Genomic DNA, 19,188 nt, shown 5'->3' with positions numbered 1-19,188 from the left:
TGCCGGGCGACCTGGCCGAGCGGGAACAGTGTCTGGCGATCGTCGAGAAGACAGTCGAGCGTTTCGGTCGCATCGACGTGCTGGTCAACAATGCCGCGTTCCAGATGAGCCACGAATCCCTGGACGAAATTCCGGACGAGGAGTGGGTGCGCACTTTCGATATCAACATCACGGCGATGTTTCGCATCTGCAAGGCCGCAGTGCCGCACATGCCGTCGGGCGGCTCGATCATCAACACCAGCTCGGTCAACTCGGACATGCCCAAGCCGACCTTGCTGCCCTATGCGACCACCAAAGGCGCGATTGCCAACTTCACCGCCGGGCTGGCGCAGTTGCTGGGCAAGAAGAACATTCGTGTGAACAGCGTGGCACCGGGTCCGATCTGGACGCCGCTGATCCCGGCGACCATGCCGCCGGAAGCGGTGAAGACCTTTGGCGAGGAGACACCGCTGGGTCGTCCGGGCCAGCCGGTCGAGGTGTCGCCGATCTATGTGCTGCTGGGGTCGGATGAGAGCAGCTACATCTCCGGGTCGCGCTATGCGGTGACTGGGGGCAAGCCTATTCTGTAAGGCAGTGGCGGCCTCTTCGCGGGCAGAGGGCTNNCCGCGAAGAGGCCCTCAAGCCATACAAAAAGATCAGACCACATGCGCTGACTTCAGCTGGGTCAGGGCCTGTATTCTCAGATCAGCCAACACCGGATTCCGCCGATCCCTCGGCTGCACCAGATCCACATCTATCCCACCGCTGATCCCACTGGCCCGATGCCCCATCACCAACACCCGGTCACTCAGGTACAGCGCCTCGTCCACATCATGGGTCACCAACAGCAGCGCAATGTCATGCCGCCGTGCCAGATCCAGCAACAAATCCTGCAGCTTCATCCGGGTAAATGCATCCACTGCACTGAACGGCTCGTCCAGCAGCAGCACCTTTGGCCTGGAATAAAGGCCCCGCGCAATTGCGACCCGCTGCGCCATGCCGCCGGACAATGCCTTGGGCAGCGCCTCGGCAAATCCGCTCAGACCCACTTCCTCGATCAGCTGCCGTACCCAGGCCTGGTCATAGTGCCCGTCATCGTGAAAGCCGATGTTGCGCGCCACGCTCAACCAAGGCATCAGCCGCGGCTCTTGAAAAACGAATGCCACTGACTCGCCTGCGCTGCTCAGCTCGCCGCTGTAGTCCCGATCCAGGCCCGCGGCGATGCGCAGCAAAGTGCTTTTGCCGCAACCGCTGGGACCCAGCAGGCTGACGACCTCGCCGGGTTGCAACTGCAACTCCACGTCCTTGAGCACCACGGTTTCGCCAAACGTCTTGCGTCGGACGTGAATGCTCAGCAAGGCATCGCTCATGATAGGCTCCCCGTGGCTTCGCCGGTGAAAGTGTCGCGCCAACTGACGCAACGCCGCTCGATGGCCGCGAGCACGCCGTCGCTCAGCTTGCCCAGCACCGCCAGGGCCAGGATCGCCGCCAGCACGATGTCGGGCCGCGAGGTTTCGCGGCCATCGCTGAGCAGGTAACCCAGGCCTTTGGTGGCGGCAATCAGTTCGGCGGCGACCAGAAACATCCAGGCCATGCTCAGGCCGCTGCGCAAGCCGGTGAACAAGCCCGGCATGGCGGCCGGCAGCAGAATACGCAGGGTCAGCCGACGGGCGCTGAAGCCATACATCTGCCCGACCTCCACCAGCTTGCGGTCAATGTTGCGAATCGCGGCCACGCCGTTGACGTACACCGGAAAGAACGCGCCGATGGCGATCAACACGATCTTGGACGTCTCGTCGATGCCCAGCCACAGCAGCAGTAACGGCACCCAGGCCAGGCTGGGTATGGCGCGCAGGCCGGCGAAGGTGGGTTCCAGGTAGGCCTCGGCTTCCCGGCTCAGACCGACCCAGGCGGCAAATACCAGGGCCAGGGACGCACCGATGACGAAGCCGGCCAGCACGCGACCGACGCTGGCCAGCACGTGCTTGCCCAGCGCGCCTTGCGCCAGCTCGACCAGCGTCAGCGCGACATCGCTGGGCGCCGGCATCTGGTAGGCCGGGATCCAGCCGACCCGCACCACGATCTCCAGCACGATCACGATCAGACACGGCAGCAACCAGCCCTTGGCCCCGCGGCGCCAGGCGGGTGAAGCGCGCCGTGGGGCCGGCGCTGCCTTGGGTAGGGTGTTTTCCGACGCGCTCATGAAGTCACTGCTTCCCGATGACTTGGGCGCCGAAGCGTGGCTCGATCAGTTGATCGACCACGTCGTTGACGTCCACGCCTTTGCGCACCAGGCCTTCGGCGGTGAGGATCGGCGCAGCGGCCTTGAGCGCCTGAATCTGCTGGGCACCCGGCTGCGAATCGCTGAAGTCAGTCCGCGAGAGCTGCAGCTTGGCCACATCCAGGGGCAGCCCCGATTCCTTGGCCAACAGTGCCGCCAGATCGTCCGGGTGTTCCCGCGCCCAGCTACGGGCCTGCTCGTAGGCCTTGATGACCTGCTCGACGGTGTCGGCATGTTCAGCTGCGAATTTTTCCGTGACGCTGATCACCCCATAGCTGTTGAACTCGATGTTGCGGTACAGCAACTTCGAGCCGGCTTGCAGCTGACTGGCTGCCAGCAGCGGATCGAGGCCGGCCCAGGCGTCCACATCGCCTCTTTCCAACGCGGTGCGACCGTCGGCGTGCTGCAGGTGAACCAGCTCCACATCATCCTTGCTCAGCCCAGCCTGTTGCAGGCTGCGCAGGGTGAACAGGAAAGGGTCGGTGCCTTTGGTGGCGGCGATCTTCTTGCCTTTGAGGTCGGCAACGGTCTGAATCGGCGAATCCTTGCGCACCGCCAGGGCGGTCCATTCCGGGCGGCTGGCGATGTACACGGTCTTGATCGGGCTGCCATTGGCGCGGCTCAGCACCGCTGCAAGGCCAGCCGTGGAGGCGAAGTCGATGCTGCCGCCGTTGAGGTATTCCAGCGAGCGGTTGCTGCCCTGGCTGAGCACCCAGTCGACCTTGGTGCCGGGCAGGGCTTTTTCCAGCCAGCCGAAATGGCGCAGGACCAGACTGGTGGGCGAGTAGTAGGCATAGTCCAGGCGAACCTCGGCAGGGGTGGCTGCCTGGGCGACGCTGGCGAAGCTGGCAAGCAGCACGGTGGCGGCCAGCAGCGGTTTGGACAGGCGGGAAAACAGGGTCATGAAGATCATTCCTCGGCAAGGGAGAGCCGGCTGGCACGCCGGATCCCAATGCTAAATGATCTAAAAAACCAACTATAAATACCTTTTGGATCTGAGCTTAGATTGCCAGTACGCGCCTCGACCCAGGCCGCTCACCGATTGACCGTCCTGGCCGGCAACGCCAGTACCAGCAGGCAACTGAGAAGCAGGCAGGCGGCAAAAATCCACAGGGCAATCTGCGGGCTGTGGAAGCGGTCCATGACCACGCCCATCAGGGAATTGCTGACCAGCCCGGCGATGTTGGCCAGCGAACAGGCCAGGGCAAAACCGGTGGCCGCCGCAGTCCCTTTGAGAAAGGTCGCCGGAAGACTGAAGAACACCGGCACCGCACCGATGATGGCCAACGAAGCCACCGAGAACAGCAACACGGTGACCGCCACGTTCTGGGTGAAGAAGGTGCTGAGAAACATGGCCGCCGCGCCGACGATGAACGGCACGATGATGTGCCAGCGCCGCTCGCGGTGCTTGTCGGAACTGGCGCCGATGGCCAGCATGCCGATCAGTCCGGCGAGGCTGGGTATGGCCACCAGCAGGCCGATGTCGCCGGGGTTGCCGACCCCGGCGTTGCGGATGAAGGTGGGCAGCCAGAACCCCATGGCATAGGCACTCAACAGAATCGAGAAATCGATGCCGCCCAGCATCCATACCTTGATGTCGAAAAAGCCGGCACGAAACGAGTGGCCGCCTCGGTTCTCGCTCTCGTCCTGAGCCAGCACGGTTTGCAGTTCGGTTTTCTCGCGCTCGGTGAGCCAGCTGGCATCGGCAATGCCATTGGGCAAGATGGCCAGACACAACGCGCCCAGCACCACCGTCGGTATGGCTTCGAGGAGGAACAGCCACTGCCAGTTGTGCAGGCCGCTGACACCGTCGAAATTGCCCATGATCCAGCCCGACAGCGGCCCGCCGATCAGGCTCGACAGCGGCAGGCCGATCATGAACAGGGCAATGATGCGGCTGCGTCGGTACGACGGAAACCACTGGCTCAGGTAGAACAGCACCCCTGGCAGAAACCCGGCCTCGGCTGCGCCGAGTAAGAAGCGCAGCAGGTAGAAGTGCCACTCGCTGGTGACGAACATGGTCAACCCGGAGAGCACGCCCCAGCTGATCATGATGCGAGCGATCCACAGGCGTGCACCGACCTTCTGCAATACCAGGTTGCTGGGCACCTCGAACAGGATGTAACCGACGAAGAACAATCCGGCGCCCAGACCGTAGGCGGTTTCACTCATGTGCAGGGTGTCGAGCATCTGCAGTTTGGCGAAGCCGACGTTGATGCGATCCAGGTAAGACGCCAGGTAGCAGAAGCACAGAAACGGAATCAACCGCCAGACGATCTTGCGATACGTGCCAGCGCTGGCGTGCTCGGTCAGGCCGGAAGTGGGCGACATGCATGAACTCCTGGAGCGTTGAAGACAAGGTGATAATCCGCCACAAACCCCGTAGGAGCGGTCCGTGGCCGCGAAAGCTGCACTGCGGTTTGCCTGAAGCACTGCGGCGCCGGCTTCTCGGCCGATGACCGCTCCTACGCAGATGAACGCGTCCCATGGGATGCAGGCGCGGGGATGATAATCGCTGCGCTCGATCCATGCAGCATGGGTGCCAGCACTGGCGTGCGAATAATGGCGTAGACTGCCGGCTTCGGTGTGCGGGGGGCGCACCGTGTCGCGTTCATTCACACGCTCGATCCGGCCAGACGCCGGTCGGCATCGGCCCGGGCAAGGCGGAGCATATTCATGGCGCAGGGTATTTTCTTCTTCGTGGTCGGGCCGAGCGGGGCGGGCAAGGACTCGCTCATCGAAGGCGCGCGCGCCCACCTGGGCACTTCCGGCCGCTACCTGTTTGCCCGTCGCACCATCACCCGCCCCAGCGGCGCTCCAGGAGAAGACCACGCGGGAGTGACCCCCGAACTGTTTCAAGCCAGCGTCGCGGCAGGGGCGTTCCTGCTCAGCTGGCATGCTCACGGCTTGAGTTATGGCTTGTCCGCCGAATTGCTGCAGGTGCTGGAGGAGGGCCGGCACGTCATCGCCAACGGCTCGCGGAAGATGATTCGGGAGGCGGCCACCCGTGTGCCGCATCTGGTGGTGATTGAAATCACCGCTTCGCCAGAGGTCCTGGCTGCGCGCATTTTGGGGCGCGGTCGGGAGACCGCCGAGCAGGCCAGTGCCCGCGTGTTGCGTCAGGTCGACGCGCTGCCTGCCGACATCGAAACCCTGCGCGTCGACAACGACGGCACCTTGGCCGAGGGCATCGGTCGCTTCGTCGATGCGGTTGAAACCGTTGCCCAGCGCCACGCGCCGCTGCCGAGCAGTCATCCGCTGCTGCTGCGCAAGCTGCAGGGGCACGAACTGAACGAGGCGCAGTACGAGCAGGTGCTACGCGACATCATTGCCGGCGAGTATGTCGACAGCGAGATCCGCGCGTTTCTGGTGAGTGCCAGCCAGCATTTGTCGGATGCCGAGGTGGTAGCGCTGGCGCGCGTGCGGACGCGGTTTTCCCCGATCATGCGCTGGGATCGACCGATTGTGGTCGACAAGCATTCGATGGGGGGCGTGCCTGGCAGCCGGATCACCTTGATTGTGGTGCCGATCGTCGCGGCGCAAGGTCTGCTCATGCCCAAAACCTCGTCGCGGGCAATCACCTCCGCAGCCGGCACCGCCGATGCCATGGAGGTGCTGGCCGAGGTGGAACTGACGCCTGAAGAGGTGCAACACTGCATTGCCCAGACGGGCGCCTGCATCGCCTGGAATGGCCGCCTCAACCACTCCCATCTGGATGAAGTGATGAACGCCATCACCCGACCGCTGGGTATCGACTCCACGCGCTGGGCAGTGGCGTCCATCCTCTCGAAGAAGCTCACCGCCGGCTCGACGCACGTCATCGTCGATCTGCCATTCGGGCCGGGCACCAAATTGGCGACCGCAGAGCAGGCGCACACGCTGGGCAGATTGTTCGAGGAAGTTGGCGCTCTGTTGGGCCTTACCGTCGCGGCCGTTGCCACCGACGGCTCGCGACCGGTCGGGCGCGGCATCGGCCCGGCTCTGGAGGTGCGCGACGTACGCTGGGTGCTCGAAGGCTCCGCAGAAGCGCCTGCCGACCTGCGCGAGAAGGCGCTGTCGTTTGCCGCACGCATCCTGGCCTGGGACCCACGCATCGGCAGTGTCGAAGCCGGGCGCGAACGTGCCGAGTACCTGCTGGACGGTGGCCAGGCCCTGGCCGCTTTTGAACGCATCATCGAGGTTCAGGGACGCAGGGTGCCAGTCATGCCCAGTCCGTCGACCTGGGCCGTGTGCGCCCCCTGCGCGGGTCGGGTGGCACGGCTCGATGGCTGGCGACTGGCGGAACTCGCCCGCTACGCAGGAGCACCTGGTGACAAGGCCGCAGGTATGGATCTGAAGGTCAATCTGGGCACCCAGGTGGCGCAGGGCGACGTACTTTACCTCCTCCATGCATCTAGCGAAGAAGGCCTGGAACGCGCTGCTGAGCAGGCCCGGATCGAGAGCGGCATCATCCTGGATGAGCAGGCCTGATCAACGCTGACCCCGCAACGCCACCTCGGCTCATTACCGTTCGTCGGCGCAACCTCGACAAATGGAATTCACAAGCTTTTCCGCTCTCCTAACCTGAGTGTGGGAGTCGCCATCGCGGCGGTAACTTTCCTCAATCAATTCAAGTACACAGAAGGATTTGGCAATGACTGATTCGCCGCGCATCGACAGTGCTTCCAAGGGAGCGAACCTGGTTCTGGTGGTCGAAGACGAAGCGCTGATTCGCGAGTTCGTCTGCGAACTGCTGGGCGAGGAAGGTTGGAAGACCGAGGGTGTCGAATCTGCGGACCACGCGCTCGAGTTTCTGAACAAGCGTTCCAATGAAGTCGGTCTGTTGCTGACGGATATCCTGATGCCCGGCAGCATGAACGGCGCAGGGCTGGCGAACTACTCGGCGCAGACCTGGCCGGAAATTCCGATCATGATCATGTCGGGCCATGAAACGCCTGAAAGCTCCGGCGTCACCATCCCGGTGAGCTTCGTGCGCAAGCCATGGACGCTCGGTCAGTTGCTCGACGGTGTCGAGAAAGCCCTCGGCACCGTGCCGCGCGCCGTCAGCTAGGACAGGCGCCGTTGGCTTGGGCCCATTGGCGGGCGGTCGTTGCAATCTGCTTCGCCAATTGATCGATGATACGCTGATGTGCCACCACCAAGCTGCTTAGTTCAACTCCCGCCGTTTCACGGATCTGGCTTGCACAGGTCAATGTACGGCGCGGCTGCGCACCCCCGCGCATACCCAGACTCCACACCACATCGACCAGCGCATACTGACCCGGTAGCGAGTCGAAACGTCGCACGTCGGTTTGTACGGACAGCACGGGCTTTTGCGCATCCTTGGGCAACCCAGCCAGATCACGCGTCCCCAACTGGCGTTCCAGGCGATCGGTCAGGGCGTCGTGAAACTCATCGGCCAGCGGCGCGCTCCAACGGTCGTTTTCCAGAATCGCCAGATTGCCTCGATCCTGACGCACCACCAGCTGCGGCTGGTCGACCTGGACAGGCATGCGCACCGCGAGCATTTCGAACTGGAACGACGGCGCAGCCAAGCGCGAGGGCGCGCTCGGCGCAGTGTCCTGCAGCGTGTAGTAGTGGGTCACCGGCGAGCTGCAGGCACCCAGGCCTATGCTCGCGGCCAGCATCAGGCTGCGTTTGATCATGGTTGAACTTCCGGTTGGATTTCACGTGAGGTGTTGCCTGGGCTGCGGTAGGCGTCCGGCTCACCCTGTTTGGTACGGCCGCGAATCAGTGCTTCCGGGTTGCGGCTGAGGAAATCGGTCAGCACCCGCACCGAACGGGCGGTACGCTGGACTTCGTCCATGGCCTGGCTCAGTTGCTGGCGCTCCGGCGAGTCATCGGCGAAGGTGGAGTTGGCCGCGGCCAAGGTCTTCTGGGTCTGCTGCAAGGTGCCACGCATCTGCGGCAGCACCTCGGCATTGACCTGGCGCAAGGTCTTCTGCATTTCGCTCAGACTGCCGTTGAGGTTGTTGGCGATTTCATCCAACGGCAACTTGCTGATCTTGTCGACCACGCCCTGCAACTGCTCCTGCACCTTGTCCAGGCTACCGGGTACCGTGGGGATGCGCAGCGGGCGGGCGGCGACGTCGAACGCCACGGGCGCTGCGTTGGGCACGAAGCTCAGGGAAATGTACAACTGCCCGGTAATCAGGTTGGCACTGCGTGCCTGGGCCCGCAGACCCTGTTTGACGAATGCCGACATCAGCTTCGCCGAGCGCTCATCGTCCTCGGTACCCATTTCCTTGAGCAGTTTTTCGTGCGCCTTGCCCAGGCGATCCGGGTAGATCACCGCGCCGACGACACTGGGAAAGCTCTTGGTCTTGGCGTCATAGTCCAGGTTGACCGACACCACACGGCCGATGTTCACGCCCAGGAATTCTACCGGGGCGTTGACCGCCAGGCCCCGCAGCGACTGGTTGAAGCTCATGCTGATGTAGCGCGGTTCGCCATCGGGCGGCGCCAGGGCGGTTTCCTGATCGGCGAACAGGTCGAAGCGCGAGCGCTCGGTGGCCGGAGTCGCGTTGGGGCTGTACTTGGGTTCGACGAAGGCGACGCCACCGGCGAGGATGGTCGAAAGCGACTCGGTGTTGACCTTCAGGCCACTGGCGCCCACGGTCAGATCGATGCCGCTGGCGTTCCAGAAGCGCGTATCGGTGGTCACGTACTTGTCGTTGGGGGCATGGACGAAGATCTCCACATCGACACCCTTGCCGTCTTCGGCCAACTGGTAGGACACCACCTGGCCGACTTCGATGCGGCGGTAGTAGACCGGCGAACCGATGTCGAGCGAACCCAGGTCCTCGGTGTGCAGGGTGAAGCGCTTGCCTTGCTCGCCGTAAGTGATCGCCGGCGGCGTTTCCTTGCCGACGAATTGCCGCTTGCGCTCTTCGGAACTGCCGGCGTCGGCGCCGATGAAGGCGCCGGAGAGCAGCGTATCCACGCCGGAAATGCCGTTGGCGCCGATGCGTGGGCGCACCACCCAGAACACCGAGTCTTCGGCGGTGAAGCCTTCGGCGGACTTGTTCAGGTCGACCTTGGCGACTACGTGGCTGCGGTCGTCGCTGAGGGCTATGGCGGTCACTTGCCCGATGACCACGTTCTTGTATTTGACCTGGGTCTTGTTGGCTTCCAGGCCCATGGCGGTCTCGAAGCTGATTTCGATCTGCGGCCCGGCATTGAGGCCATTGCTGATCAGCATCGAGGCGCCTACCAGCGCCGCGATGATCGGCACGATCCACACCAGCGAGACATTGAAACGACGCGTCTTGACCGCCGGTGCAGCGGCAGGGGACGCGGGAGTGGAACCTGGACGATCAGACATCTTCAACCTCTACATCCCAGATGAGCCGGGGATCGAAACTCATGGCGGCAAGCATGGTGAGTACCACCACCAGACCGAAAAACACGATACCCAGCAACGGGTCGATGGAACTCAGCGAACGAAACTGCACCAGCGCGGCGACCAGCGCCACCACCAGTACGTCGAGCATCGACCAGTAGCCGATCAGCTCGATGAAGCGATACAGGCGGGCCCGCTCGCGCATGGCCCAGTGGCTCCTGCGCTGACAGGTTACCAGCAGCATGCCCAGGATCAGGAACTTCATGCAGGGCACAACCACGCTGGCGAAGAAGATCAGCACGGCGATGTCCCAGGAGCCGCCATGCCAGAACTCGATGACGCCACTCATGATGGTGTTTTCGCTGGCGTTGCCGAACATGTTGGTGCGCATCACCGGCAGCAGGTTGGCCGGGATGTAGAAGATCAATGCCGCGATCAGCAGCGCCCAGGTCCGCGCGATGCTGTCGGGTTTGCGCGCATGGACGGTGGAGCGACAGCGCGGGCAATGGTGCTCGCCTGCCTGGCAGACATGCCCGCAGGTGTGGCACAGCACCAGGCCCAGTTGCCGCGCGTAGGCCGGTTCGCTCATCGCAGCTGGCCTTCCAGGTCGTCCCAGAGTCGGCGGATGCCCTTGCCGGAAATCAGGATCAACAGCACCGTGACCATACCCAGTGCCCACAGGCCGAAGCCGGGGTGTACGTCGAGCATGCCCGCCAGTTTGATGATGGCGACCAGGATGCCCAACAGGCAGACTTCCAGCATGCTCCAGGGGCGCAGGTGCTCCAGCGCGCGCATGCAGGTGCGAAAGCCGGGCGCGGCGCGGCCGGCGGTGGCGAAGCCGAGCAGCCAGCACAGCAGGCAGATCTGCAACAGGGGCGCGAGAATGATGGTCAATCCAGTCACCGCGGCCATCGGCGTGATGCGGCCCTGGGCCAGGGCTTCCACCGAGGCGAGCAGGGTGGCCTGATTGCTCAGCCCTTCCATGCTGATGCTGATCACCGGAAAAGCGTTGGCCAGAATGAACAGCATGGCTGCGGTCAGCGCCAGGGCGAACAGCGCCTGGATGCTCAAGCGCTGGCCACGTTCGAGCACCGCGCCACAGCGCGTGCATTCGGCTTTCTGACCATGCGTCAGGGCCACCGATTCGAACAGCGAATCGCAGTGTTCACAAATGATCGAGCGGGAAGAGGTGTTCATTCGGCAATGGACATACATGAAAGCCTGAGGTCAGGGGCGCGCATTTCCCCAGATTAGACACGACCTGTCTAGTCCAGTGGCGCGGTGCCATGAGTATCTGAGTCATGATAAAGCCGAGCGTTCCGTCTGGCGATAGCTGTGAAAGCCAGGCTACTCGCGGCCTTTAGTTTGCGGGCGTGGACCCTGTCAGCACCCAATGGCATGACATCTGGAAATAATCTCGCTTGTGAGCGGCGTTCGCCAGCCTCGATACTTTCGGCACATTCGCCGTCGAGCACCGTCATGGCCCTGGATTACCGATTCACGCCTGCCTTCGAAAACCCCACCGGCTCGGCCATACGCGAGCTGTTCAAGTACCTGTCGGTGCCGGGCATGATTTCCTTCGCCGGTGGCTATCCGGCGTCGGCGTTCTTCGACGAGTCCGGCCTGCGCGAAGCCGCGGAGCAGGCCATGCGCGAAGCCCCCCTCGACTGTTTGCAATACGCCGCCACCGAAGGCTTGCCGGCTCTGCTCGAACAGTTGGTAAGTCTGATGACGCGGCGTGGCGTGGCCGTTGGGGCGGATGAGTTGATAGTGACAACTGGTTCGCAACAAGGCTTCGACCTGTTGCTCAAGGTGTTACTGGCCCCTGGCGCTACCGTACTGGTCGAGTGCCCGACGTATCCGGCAGCGTTGCAGGCGTTGCGCCTGGCCGGGGCGCAGGTGCTCAGCGTGGCGACCGATGCCGACGGCCTGGACACCGATGCCTTGACGCAGCAGCTGGCACGGCGTGCGCGTGGCGATGTCGCGATGCTCTATTGTGTGCCGACTTTTGCCAACCCCACCGGCGCCTGCCTGCCCCTGGCGCGGCGTCTGGCACTTTTGCGGCTGGCAGTCGCACACGATTTTCTGGTGGTCGAAGACGATCCTTACGGTGCGCTGCGCTTTGCCGGCGAGGAAGTGCCTTCGCTGTTGGCGTTGAGCCGGCAGGTGGAGGGCGCCGAGGGCCGTGTGATCCATCTGTCCAGCCTGTCCAAGGTGCTCGCGCCAGGGCTGCGCGTGGGCTGGATGGTGGCGCCTGCGGCGGTCCGCCAGCGCTGCCTGGTGGCCAAGCAGACCGTGGACCTGTGCACCTCGCCCTGGGCGCAGCGCATCGCCGCCAATTACCTCGCGGCAGGGGCGCTGGAACGGGCGCTGCCGGGTCTGGCGCAGGGCTATCGGCAGAAGTGCGAGCGCATGCTGGCGGGGTTGCAACCGCTGGCAGAGCATCTGCAGGTGAGTGCACCGGCAGGCGGCATGTTCGTCTGGGGCCATTGCCTGCATGGCCTCGACGCCAAGGCACTGCTGCCGCGGGCGATCGAGCAGAAGGTGCTCTTCGTGCCCGGCAGCGCCTTCTACGGCCAGGACCCGGACCCCAGCAGCATCCGTCTGTCGTTCGCCGCCCCCGGGTTGGCTGACATCGACGAAGGCCTGCACCGACTGCGTCAAGCGTTCGAGCAGTAGAATTCGCGGCGAGGCCGGACGCGGCTTGCGCCGCTGCTACAGGGGTACGAACGCCGGGTCGGCGGTGTGCCTGGATGAACGCGGGGAGGCCGGAACAGGGGCACGCGGTCACTGTAGCAGCGGCGCAAGCCGCGTCGGCGGTGTATGCGGTTTGCTTGGATGAGCGCGGGGAGGCCCGAACAGGGCTACGCGGTCGGTGTAGCAGCGGCGCGAGCCGCGTCGGCGATGCACGCGGTCTCGACCCATCACTGGCCCTGCTTCCAATGCCCGATCAGAAGAACACTTTCACCAACAAACTCGCCGTATTCTGATTGGTATCGAAATAACGACTGTCCTTGATCCCATACTTGTTGTCCCAATAATCGTATTCAAAACCCACATACACTTGCTGCGCGCCTTGACCCAAGGCTTTGCCCAAGTCGTATTTGACCTGCGGGTTGAAATGCAGATTGGCATGGTACTCGCCATGCTTGTTCGAATCGTTGCCCACCACCCAGTCGGCAAAGCCGTCGATGAGAATGTCCGAACGACCGACCGGCAGGGTATAGGACCACACTGGCGTGATCTGCCAGACATTGTCCCCGGCGCGGCTTCCCTCGGTTTGACGGTTATAGAAATTCAACTGGAAATAATCGAACCCCGGCAGATCCAGGTCGACGGCCGGACCGATCAGATAAGACTCGTTATCCCCTTCGCCAAACTCATAGGTCATGGCCAACAGCACATCCTTGATCGGACCGAAGCGGAACGTGCGATCGAAGATCTTGTTCATCGACAGGCGCGGGCTGAACTCACCGTAATAGGTGTTGTTGCCGTTGGTACCATCGGCTTCACCATTGTAGAAAATCTTGTCGACGAACAGAAAGTTGTCCCCGTACTTCCAGGCATCTGCATGTTCGTAGGTCACGGTCTGCTGGTGGCTGGGATTGACGGTGTAGTCCTTGCCCACCAGGTAGGTCAGGCTGTTGCTCTGCCACTGCAGCCAGTCGCCAGCGGCCATCGCGGTGCCGGCATGGGCCAGGCCGGCAGCCAGAAACAGGCTCGGTAGTGTGGTTTTCATTCAATCGCTCTCAGGTCAAATAAGTGTGGTAGTTGTGTGGGCACTCTAGTGGCGCCTCTTTTGTTGTCCCGAAGGTCAACTTGTAGTTGCCGCCGAACGCGCGCAACGCGTCCGCGGACCGGTCATCCGAGTTAGCCAGTTTTCGTCCGGGCGGATAGATTCGTCAGTGTTCAGTGATGCAGCAACTAACGCGGTTCAGCCACTTCGCACGCCGCGCCTTCCAGCGGCGGCGCAGGGTAGGGGTTTGCGTAGCCACTGGCAAGCCGCATTGGTTTTATGTTTTCAGGCTTGATCAGGGCAACTAAGCCAGCCGTCCTTATAATGGTTAGGCGCCCTATGCCATGCCCCGGAAGTTACAACGACGGGTCGAGCGACAATAAGTCGCACGCCTCGAAGAAGAACTCGTCGCAATTGTTGCCCGGACCTTTGCGATCCACGATGAGAAAGTCATCCTGATCGTGCAGTGACAACACCGGATGATGCCAGACACCCTTGTGGTAATTGATGCCCTGACGACCATCGCTGATGAACGCGCGCACGTCTTCGCTGCGCGGGACGGCGCCGGCCGGTGCGACCACGATCAGAAAGGCGTTGCCCAACAACGGAATGAACGCCTGACTGCCCAGTGGATGACGTTCGAGCATGCGTACGGTGAGCGGCATCGGCAAGGTGCGGGCGCGGAAAATGCTGATCACGGCATGATCCTGCTCGGTACCCAGCTGCACGTCCGCCAGGCGATCGAAGCGTTGGGTCGAACCGTTGTTGATCAGGAAGTGTGCGCTGCCCTCGGTTTCGATCACGTCGCCAAACGGGGCAAACGCGGCCTTGGTCAAGGGTTCGATCGGTAATGTACGCATGCTGGGTCCTATTATGAAGTGATGCTATCGGGCCAGAGTGCCCAGCACTCGCAGTCGGCTCACACCGCCGTCGGGGAAGACGTTGAGCCGGATGTGCGTAATCGGCCCCAGTGCCTTGATCTGCTCCGCGAAGCTGTGCTCCTGGTGCATCTGCAGCTTCTGGCTGGGCAGCAGTTCACGCCAGAACAGGCTTTGGGTCTCGATCTGGCTGTCGGTCCCGCCCTTGACGAACGCACCCTGGATCGAACAGCTGTCCGGGTAGTTACCCTTGAAATGCAGGGTGTCGACGATCACCTGCTGCACCACGCCAGGATGCCCCAGGGCCACGATGACCCAGTCGTTGCCGGGCGTACGTCGCCGAGCGGTTTCCCAGCCGTCGCCCATGTTGATGCCACGGCCGGGATTGAGCAGGTTGCTCATGCTGCCGTAGTGTTCGTCCGAGCAGGCCAGCGCGCGTCCACCGTTGAGGGCGCTGGCGAGGTCGATCTGCTCCTCGTCGCTGGTGCTCGACCAGCTGCGGAACGGCACGCCATACACGCGCAGGCGGGCCACACCGCCGTCCGGGTAGATGTTGAAGCGCAGATGGCTGAACGCGCTGTCGTTGTCGATGCTGTGGTAGTGATGGCTATTGCCCTGCAGCTCGACCGCACTGAGGATTTCGACCCACGGAGTCTGATCGTCGGGTTCGCCTTCGCTGATGAAGCAGGCTTCCAGCGACGCCGAAGGAGGAAAGTTGCCGGTGAAGAACGAGGTGTCGATGTCCACGCCCTTGATCGAGCCTGGCGCGCCGAGGCGGATCACTGCAGTGTCATAGCCTTCGAAGCGCTTGCGCCGCGATTCCCAGCCGTCCATCCACTTGCCGTTGTCGTCGAAGACGCCTTCCTTCCACACCGCCGGGGTGGGCTGGAACAGCCGGTTGACGTCGGCGAACCAATCGTCGGTCACTGAAATGGCCCGGGTACCGAGGCGGGCATCGGCCAGGTTGACGTACTTCTGGAACGGTGCGGCGTAGGCTTTCATGAATACGGATCTGCCTTGAACGAGGGTTGATGAACAGTCGGTCCGTCACCGCGGGTGCGGCGGCGGGGCTATGGGGTTACAGGGCTTGCAGGCGAAACAGGGCAATCTTGTCGATCTCGCGCAGGGCGCAGGCGAATTCGTCCTCGGGGGAATGACCGATCCGCGTTTCGAACGCCGCCAGGATCTGCCGTCGATCGCTGCCCTTGACCGCCATGATGAAAGGGAAGCCAAAGCGGGCCCGGTACGCATCGTTGAGCCAGGTAAAGCGCTGGAACTCGTCGGGCGTGCACTGACTGATGCCGGCGCCGGCCTGCTCCTGAGTACTCGCTGCGGTGAGCTCACCCTGCACCGCGGCCTTGCCGGCCAGGTCGGGGTGGGCATTTATCAATGCCAGCAGGGTGGTGCGGTCGGCGTCGGCCACCACCTGGCTCATGCAGGCATGCACCGCCTCGATGTCGTCGCGCCGGTCCGGCGACAGTCGCTCGAATGCCTGTTCGGCCACCCACGGCGAGTGCTCGTAGATGTCGCCCAGTGCTGCGACGAACTCGGCGCGGTTGAGTCGGGAAGGCTGCAGGGTACGAAAGTGGCTCATGGGCGCGGGCTGCCTGGGAAAGGATGAACCTGCTGCCAGTGCCTGGCGATATCGACCCGGCGCGCGAACCAGACCTGCTCGTGGCCCTGGACGTAGTCGATGAAACGCTTGAGCGACGCCAGACGTCCGGGTCGGCCGATGAGTCGGCAATGCAGGCCGATGGAAAGCATCTTGGGCGCCTCCGCGCCTTCGGCGTACAGCACGTCGAATGCGTCCTTGAGGTAGTCGAAGAAATCGTCGCCCTTGTTGAAGCCCTGCACCTGGGTGNNAGCGCATGTCGTTGGTGTCCAGGGTGTAGGGGATCACCAGGAGGGGGCGATCCACGCCGGGTTGCCAGTAGGGCAGGTCATCGTCGTAGGCGTCGCTGTCGTAGAGGAAGCCGCCTTCCTCCATCACCAGGCGACGGGTATTGGGCCCGGTGCGTCCGGTGTACCAGCCCAGCGGCCGCTGGCCGATGATGTCGGTGAGGATGCGGATGGCGTCGAGCAGGTGCTCGCGTTCCACCGCTTCATCGACGTTCTGATAGTCGATCCAGCGGTAGCCATGGCTGCAGATTTCGTGGCCGTCGGCGACCATGGCGCGGATCGCCTCGGGGTGTCGCTGCGCGGCCATGGCCACCGCGAAGACCGTCAAGGGGATCCCGGCTTGGCGAAACAGCCTGAGAATGCGCCACACGCCAGCACGGCTGCCGTACTCGTACAGCGATTCCATGCTCATGTTGCGCTGGCCCTGCAACGGCTGCGCCGCAACCATCTCCGACAGGAAAGCCTCGGACTCGCTGTCGCCGTGCAGCACGTTGCGCTCGCCGCCTTCTTCATAGTTGAGGACGAACGACACGGCGATACGGGCATTGCCCGGCCAGTGCGGATGGGGCGGTTGGTCACCGTAGCCGATCAGGTCGCGGGGGTAGTCGAGACTCACCGAAGATTTCCTTTTATACGTGGCAGAACGCGCTCGAAAAGGCGCAATGGAAGGGCGTTTTCGGGCTTGAATCGATTGTATACAACGGCATAGACAATTTGTAAGCTCGGGTCTCGGTCCTTTGGATGGCCGTATCCTTGCAAACGCGATGATGCAGGCGCTTGCAAAGAACCTGCCCAATCGGTCAGCAATCTGCATCGACGCGTGTTTTGCGGCTTTTGTTTTTGCAAGGTGTCAGGTGCCACGCCCCATTGCGGCGCGTACCGCACGCTTGCGCTCCACCACGGTGCGCCGTTGGCGCGCCCCTGAACAGGTGAAATCAACCATGGGACGCTTGACCACACACGTTTTGGACGCCGCACATGGGTGTCCCGGTAACGGCATTCGAGTGCGTCTGTACCGCGTCGACGGCGAACAGCTGGAACTGCTGGTAACGGCCGTGACCAATTCCGACGGGCGTTGCGATGTGCCGCTGCTGGAAGGTGAGCACTACCGTTCGGGTGTGTATCAGCTGCACTTCGGTGCAGGTGACTACTATCGCAGCCGCGGTATCGTCACCACGGCGCCGGCGTTTCTCGACGAAATCGTCCTGCGGTTCGGCATCGATGCAACTCAGGAGCACTACCATGTGCCCCTGTTGCTGTCACCGTACAGCTACTCCACCTACCGCGGCAGTTGATGGGTTCATTTGAGCCCGAGTTTCTTGCGCATTGCGACGGTGATGCTTTGGCGGGTGCTGAAGAAGTCGGCCCAGGGATCGTCTTCAAGCTCCGCCAGGCGTTCGAGTACGCTGTCGATGTCCCACTGGTCGCCGCCCTTGATCTGCGCCACTTCCTCCCGGGTGACCGGCACCGAGACCGGCAACCCATCCCGCGCTCGCGCCGCATAGGCGCAGGCCGTGGTTGCGCCCAGACCGTTGCGCAGGTAATCGATGAAAATCCGGCCGACCCGGTTTTTCGGCCCCGAGACGGCCGTGAAGCGTTCCGGCATCAGTTTGGCCATGTGTTCCACCACGGCGCGGCTGAATGCCTTGACCTCGTCCCAGCCCAGCTTGCGCGTGATTGGCACCACCACATGCATGCCCTTGCCACCACTGGTCTTGAGGAACGATGCAAGGCCTAGTTCGTCGAGCAGGGTCTGAGTCAGTTGAGTGGCTTCGACCATGCTTTTCCAGGGCAAGGCAGGGTCCGGGTCCAGGTCGAGTACGAAGCGGTCGGGATGTTCGAAATCCTTCGCGGTCGCGTTCCAGGTGTGCAGTTCCACGGTGCCCATCTGCACCGCGCCCAGCAGTGCCTGACCATCGTTGATGACCATGGCAGCCTGACCCGCCTCGTCCTTGTCGAAGGTGAGAATGTGCGGGATCGCCAGGTGGCCGGCGTGCTTCTGGAAGAACAGCTCGCCACCGACGCCGTCGGGCGCCCGCACCAGCGCAACGGGGCGTTGCTTGAGGTGTGGCAGCAACCAGGGAGCGATGCGCCCGTAGTATTCGGCCAGCTGCATCTTGGTGGTGCCGCTGGTGGCATCGATGACCCGCTCGGGGTGCGTGATGCGCACCTGTCCGACCAGGTCGGCGTCATCGGCCTTGGTGGCTGCCTTGCGCGGCGTCTTTGCCGACTTGCTTGCGGATTTGGCGGACGTGGCGGATTTGGTCGTTGGCATTTCGGGCGTGATCTCCTTGGCGGGCTTGTCAGTGCGCAAGCCATGGAAAACGGCGTGACGGACGGCGCCGTCGCGGGTCATTTCGGCATAGGCCACTTCCGCCAACAGCGTAGGCTTGAGCCAATGCACGCCACGGGCCTGAGCACCCGAGGGAGGATTGGCGAGCGCCGGGCGGGCGGTCTCCAACGCCTGCAACTGCGCGAGCAGGGTGCGCAAGGTGGTTTCGCTGAAGCCGGTGCCCACCTTGCCAGCGAATCGCAACTCGTCACTCTCTGCATCGTGCAAGCCCAGCAACAGCGCGCCGAACGCGCTGCGGCTGCCCTTGGGCTCGGTGTAGCCAACGATGACGAACTCCTGGCGGCGCTTGCACTTGAGCTTGATCCAGTCGCTGCTGCGCCGCGACACATAAGGGCTGCCGACACGCTTGCCGATCAGGCCTTCCATATCCATCTGGCAAGCGCTTTCGAGCAACGAGTCAGCCGATCCGGCAAGGTCGTCGGAGCACTTCAGCGCGTCGTCCGTGTTGGTTTCCAGCACCTTGGCCAAGGCACTGCGACGCTGCTCCAAGGGCACGGCGCGCAGGTCCATACCGTTGAGGTAGGGCAGGTCGAACAGGTAGAAAACGATGTCGCCGCTGTGCTCGTTCTCGAATGCGTTCTGCAAGCCCTGGAAGTCCGGCACCCCGTGCTCGTTGGCCACTACCACTTCGCCATCCAGCCACGCCGACTGCAAGCCCAGGGCAGCGAGCGCCTTGGCCTGGCGCGGCATCTTCGCTGTCCAGTCGTGGCCGTTGCGGGT

17 protein-coding genes and 2 pseudogenes are annotated in these 19,188 nt (G+C 63.1%); 5 read left to right on the top strand and 14 right to left on the bottom strand.

The genetic code is table 11. The features are described 5' to 3' along the window. On the top strand, positions 1-569 hold a 569-nt coding region (locus B2V21_RS16895), incomplete at its 5' end, for an SDR family oxidoreductase (RefSeq protein ID WP_286917465.1). 66 nt (positions 570-635) lie between these two features. Here B2V21_RS16895 and B2V21_RS16890 read toward each other — a convergent pair. The 4 genes from B2V21_RS16890 to B2V21_RS16875 form a co-directional block, all read right to left on the bottom strand. Then, on the bottom strand, positions 636-1,349 hold the full coding sequence (locus B2V21_RS16890; RefSeq protein ID WP_286917464.1) for an ABC transporter ATP-binding protein: 714 nt from the start codon (positions 1,347-1,349) through the stop codon (positions 636-638). Further along, positions 1,346-2,182 (bottom strand): ABC transporter permease, encoded by an 837-nt coding sequence (locus B2V21_RS16885; RefSeq protein ID WP_286917463.1) that lies wholly within the window; start codon positions 2,180-2,182, stop codon positions 1,346-1,348. The genes B2V21_RS16890 and B2V21_RS16885 overlap by 4 nt, the downstream gene beginning before the upstream one ends. Before the next feature lie 4 nt (positions 2,183-2,186). Next, entirely contained in the window at positions 2,187-3,164 is a 978-nt protein-coding gene (locus B2V21_RS16880; protein WP_286917462.1) for an aliphatic sulfonate ABC transporter substrate-binding protein, read from the bottom strand. Positions 3,165-3,295: 131 nt separating this feature from the next. Further along, complete coding sequence (locus B2V21_RS16875; protein WP_049859900.1) at positions 3,296-4,591, bottom strand: MFS transporter; 1,296 nt, start codon at positions 4,589-4,591, stop codon at positions 3,296-3,298. A gap of 345 nt (positions 4,592-4,936) precedes the next feature. Here B2V21_RS16875 and phnN point away from each other — a divergent pair, with 345 nt between their 5' ends. Together phnN and B2V21_RS16865 are read left to right on the top strand one after the other, a co-directional pair. Next, entirely contained in the window at positions 4,937-6,730 is a 1,794-nt protein-coding gene (gene phnN, locus B2V21_RS16870; RefSeq protein WP_286917461.1) for a phosphonate metabolism protein/1,5-bisphosphokinase (PRPP-forming) PhnN, read from the top strand. Between the two features lie 163 nt (positions 6,731-6,893). Next, the gene (locus B2V21_RS16865; protein ID WP_049859902.1) at positions 6,894-7,310 is read left to right on the top strand and encodes a response regulator; all 417 of its coding nucleotides are present in this window, start codon (positions 6,894-6,896) and stop codon (positions 7,308-7,310) included. Here the strand turns inward: B2V21_RS16865 and B2V21_RS16860 are convergent. From B2V21_RS16860 to B2V21_RS16845, 4 genes are read right to left on the bottom strand one after another with little or no spacing between them, the layout of a single operon-like run. Continuing rightward, the gene (locus tag B2V21_RS16860; protein WP_286917460.1) at positions 7,303-7,905 is read right to left on the bottom strand and encodes a PqiC family protein; all 603 of its coding nucleotides are present in this window, start codon (positions 7,903-7,905) and stop codon (positions 7,303-7,305) included. The two genes, B2V21_RS16865 and B2V21_RS16860, sit on opposite strands and share 8 nt — an antisense overlap. Continuing rightward, entirely contained in the window at positions 7,902-9,584 is a 1,683-nt protein-coding gene (locus B2V21_RS16855; protein ID WP_282349857.1) for an intermembrane transport protein PqiB, read from the bottom strand. The genes B2V21_RS16860 and B2V21_RS16855 overlap by 4 nt, the downstream gene beginning before the upstream one ends. Then, positions 9,577-10,191, bottom strand: coding sequence for a paraquat-inducible protein A (locus B2V21_RS16850; RefSeq protein WP_286917459.1), 615 nt, complete (start codon positions 10,189-10,191; stop codon positions 9,577-9,579). Before B2V21_RS16850 ends, B2V21_RS16855 begins: the two co-directional genes overlap by 8 nt. After that, entirely contained in the window at positions 10,188-10,799 is a 612-nt protein-coding gene (locus B2V21_RS16845; RefSeq protein WP_056842256.1) for a paraquat-inducible protein A, read from the bottom strand. Before B2V21_RS16845 ends, B2V21_RS16850 begins: the two co-directional genes overlap by 4 nt. 282 nt (positions 10,800-11,081) lie before the next feature. Here B2V21_RS16845 and B2V21_RS16840 point away from each other — a divergent pair, with 282 nt between their 5' ends. Then, positions 11,082-12,281, top strand: coding sequence for a PLP-dependent aminotransferase family protein (locus B2V21_RS16840; protein ID WP_049859907.1), 1,200 nt, complete (start codon positions 11,082-11,084; stop codon positions 12,279-12,281). A gap of 271 nt (positions 12,282-12,552) precedes the next feature. Here B2V21_RS16840 and B2V21_RS16835 read toward each other — a convergent pair whose 3' ends face one another. The 5 genes and pseudogenes from B2V21_RS16835 to puuE form a co-directional block, all read right to left on the bottom strand. Continuing rightward, a complete protein-coding gene (locus B2V21_RS16835) occupies positions 12,553-13,341 on the bottom strand; it encodes an outer membrane protein OmpK (RefSeq protein WP_049859908.1) in 789 nt (262 codons plus the stop codon). Positions 13,342-13,694: 353 nt separating this feature from the next. Continuing rightward, entirely contained in the window at positions 13,695-14,198 is a 504-nt protein-coding gene (locus B2V21_RS16830; protein ID WP_286917458.1) for an ureidoglycolate lyase, read from the bottom strand. A 24-nt stretch (positions 14,199-14,222) separates the two neighbouring features. Next, entirely contained in the window at positions 14,223-15,218 is a 996-nt protein-coding gene (gene alc / locus B2V21_RS16825; protein ID WP_122743381.1) for an allantoicase, read from the bottom strand. 76 nt (positions 15,219-15,294) lie between these two features. Further along, a pseudogene (uraD, locus tag B2V21_RS16820) lies at positions 15,295-15,768 on the bottom strand (2-oxo-4-hydroxy-4-carboxy-5-ureidoimidazoline decarboxylase); the annotation flags it as partial. Positions 15,769-15,806: 38 nt separating this feature from the next. After that, positions 15,807-16,731, bottom strand: a pseudogene (gene puuE, locus B2V21_RS16815) (allantoinase PuuE). Between the two features lie 325 nt (positions 16,732-17,056). On the opposite strand from puuE, the gene uraH reads away from it, so the two are divergent. Next, complete coding sequence (gene uraH / locus B2V21_RS16810) at positions 17,057-17,410, top strand: hydroxyisourate hydrolase (protein WP_192066961.1); 354 nt, start codon at positions 17,057-17,059, stop codon at positions 17,408-17,410. Positions 17,411-17,415: 5 nt separating this feature from the next. Here the strand turns inward: uraH and ligD are convergent. After that, positions 17,416-19,188: DNA ligase D (gene ligD / locus B2V21_RS16805; protein WP_286917456.1), on the bottom strand; the 1,773-nt coding region annotated here is incomplete at its 5' end.

This window comes from Pseudomonas sp. UBA6276, from assembly GCF_002438365.1.
Classification (GTDB): domain Bacteria; phylum Pseudomonadota; class Gammaproteobacteria; order Pseudomonadales; family Pseudomonadaceae; genus Aquipseudomonas; species Aquipseudomonas coleopterorum.
The sequence above is the reverse complement of the archived record's forward strand: the minus strand, read 5'-3'. Positions and strand labels throughout refer to the sequence as shown.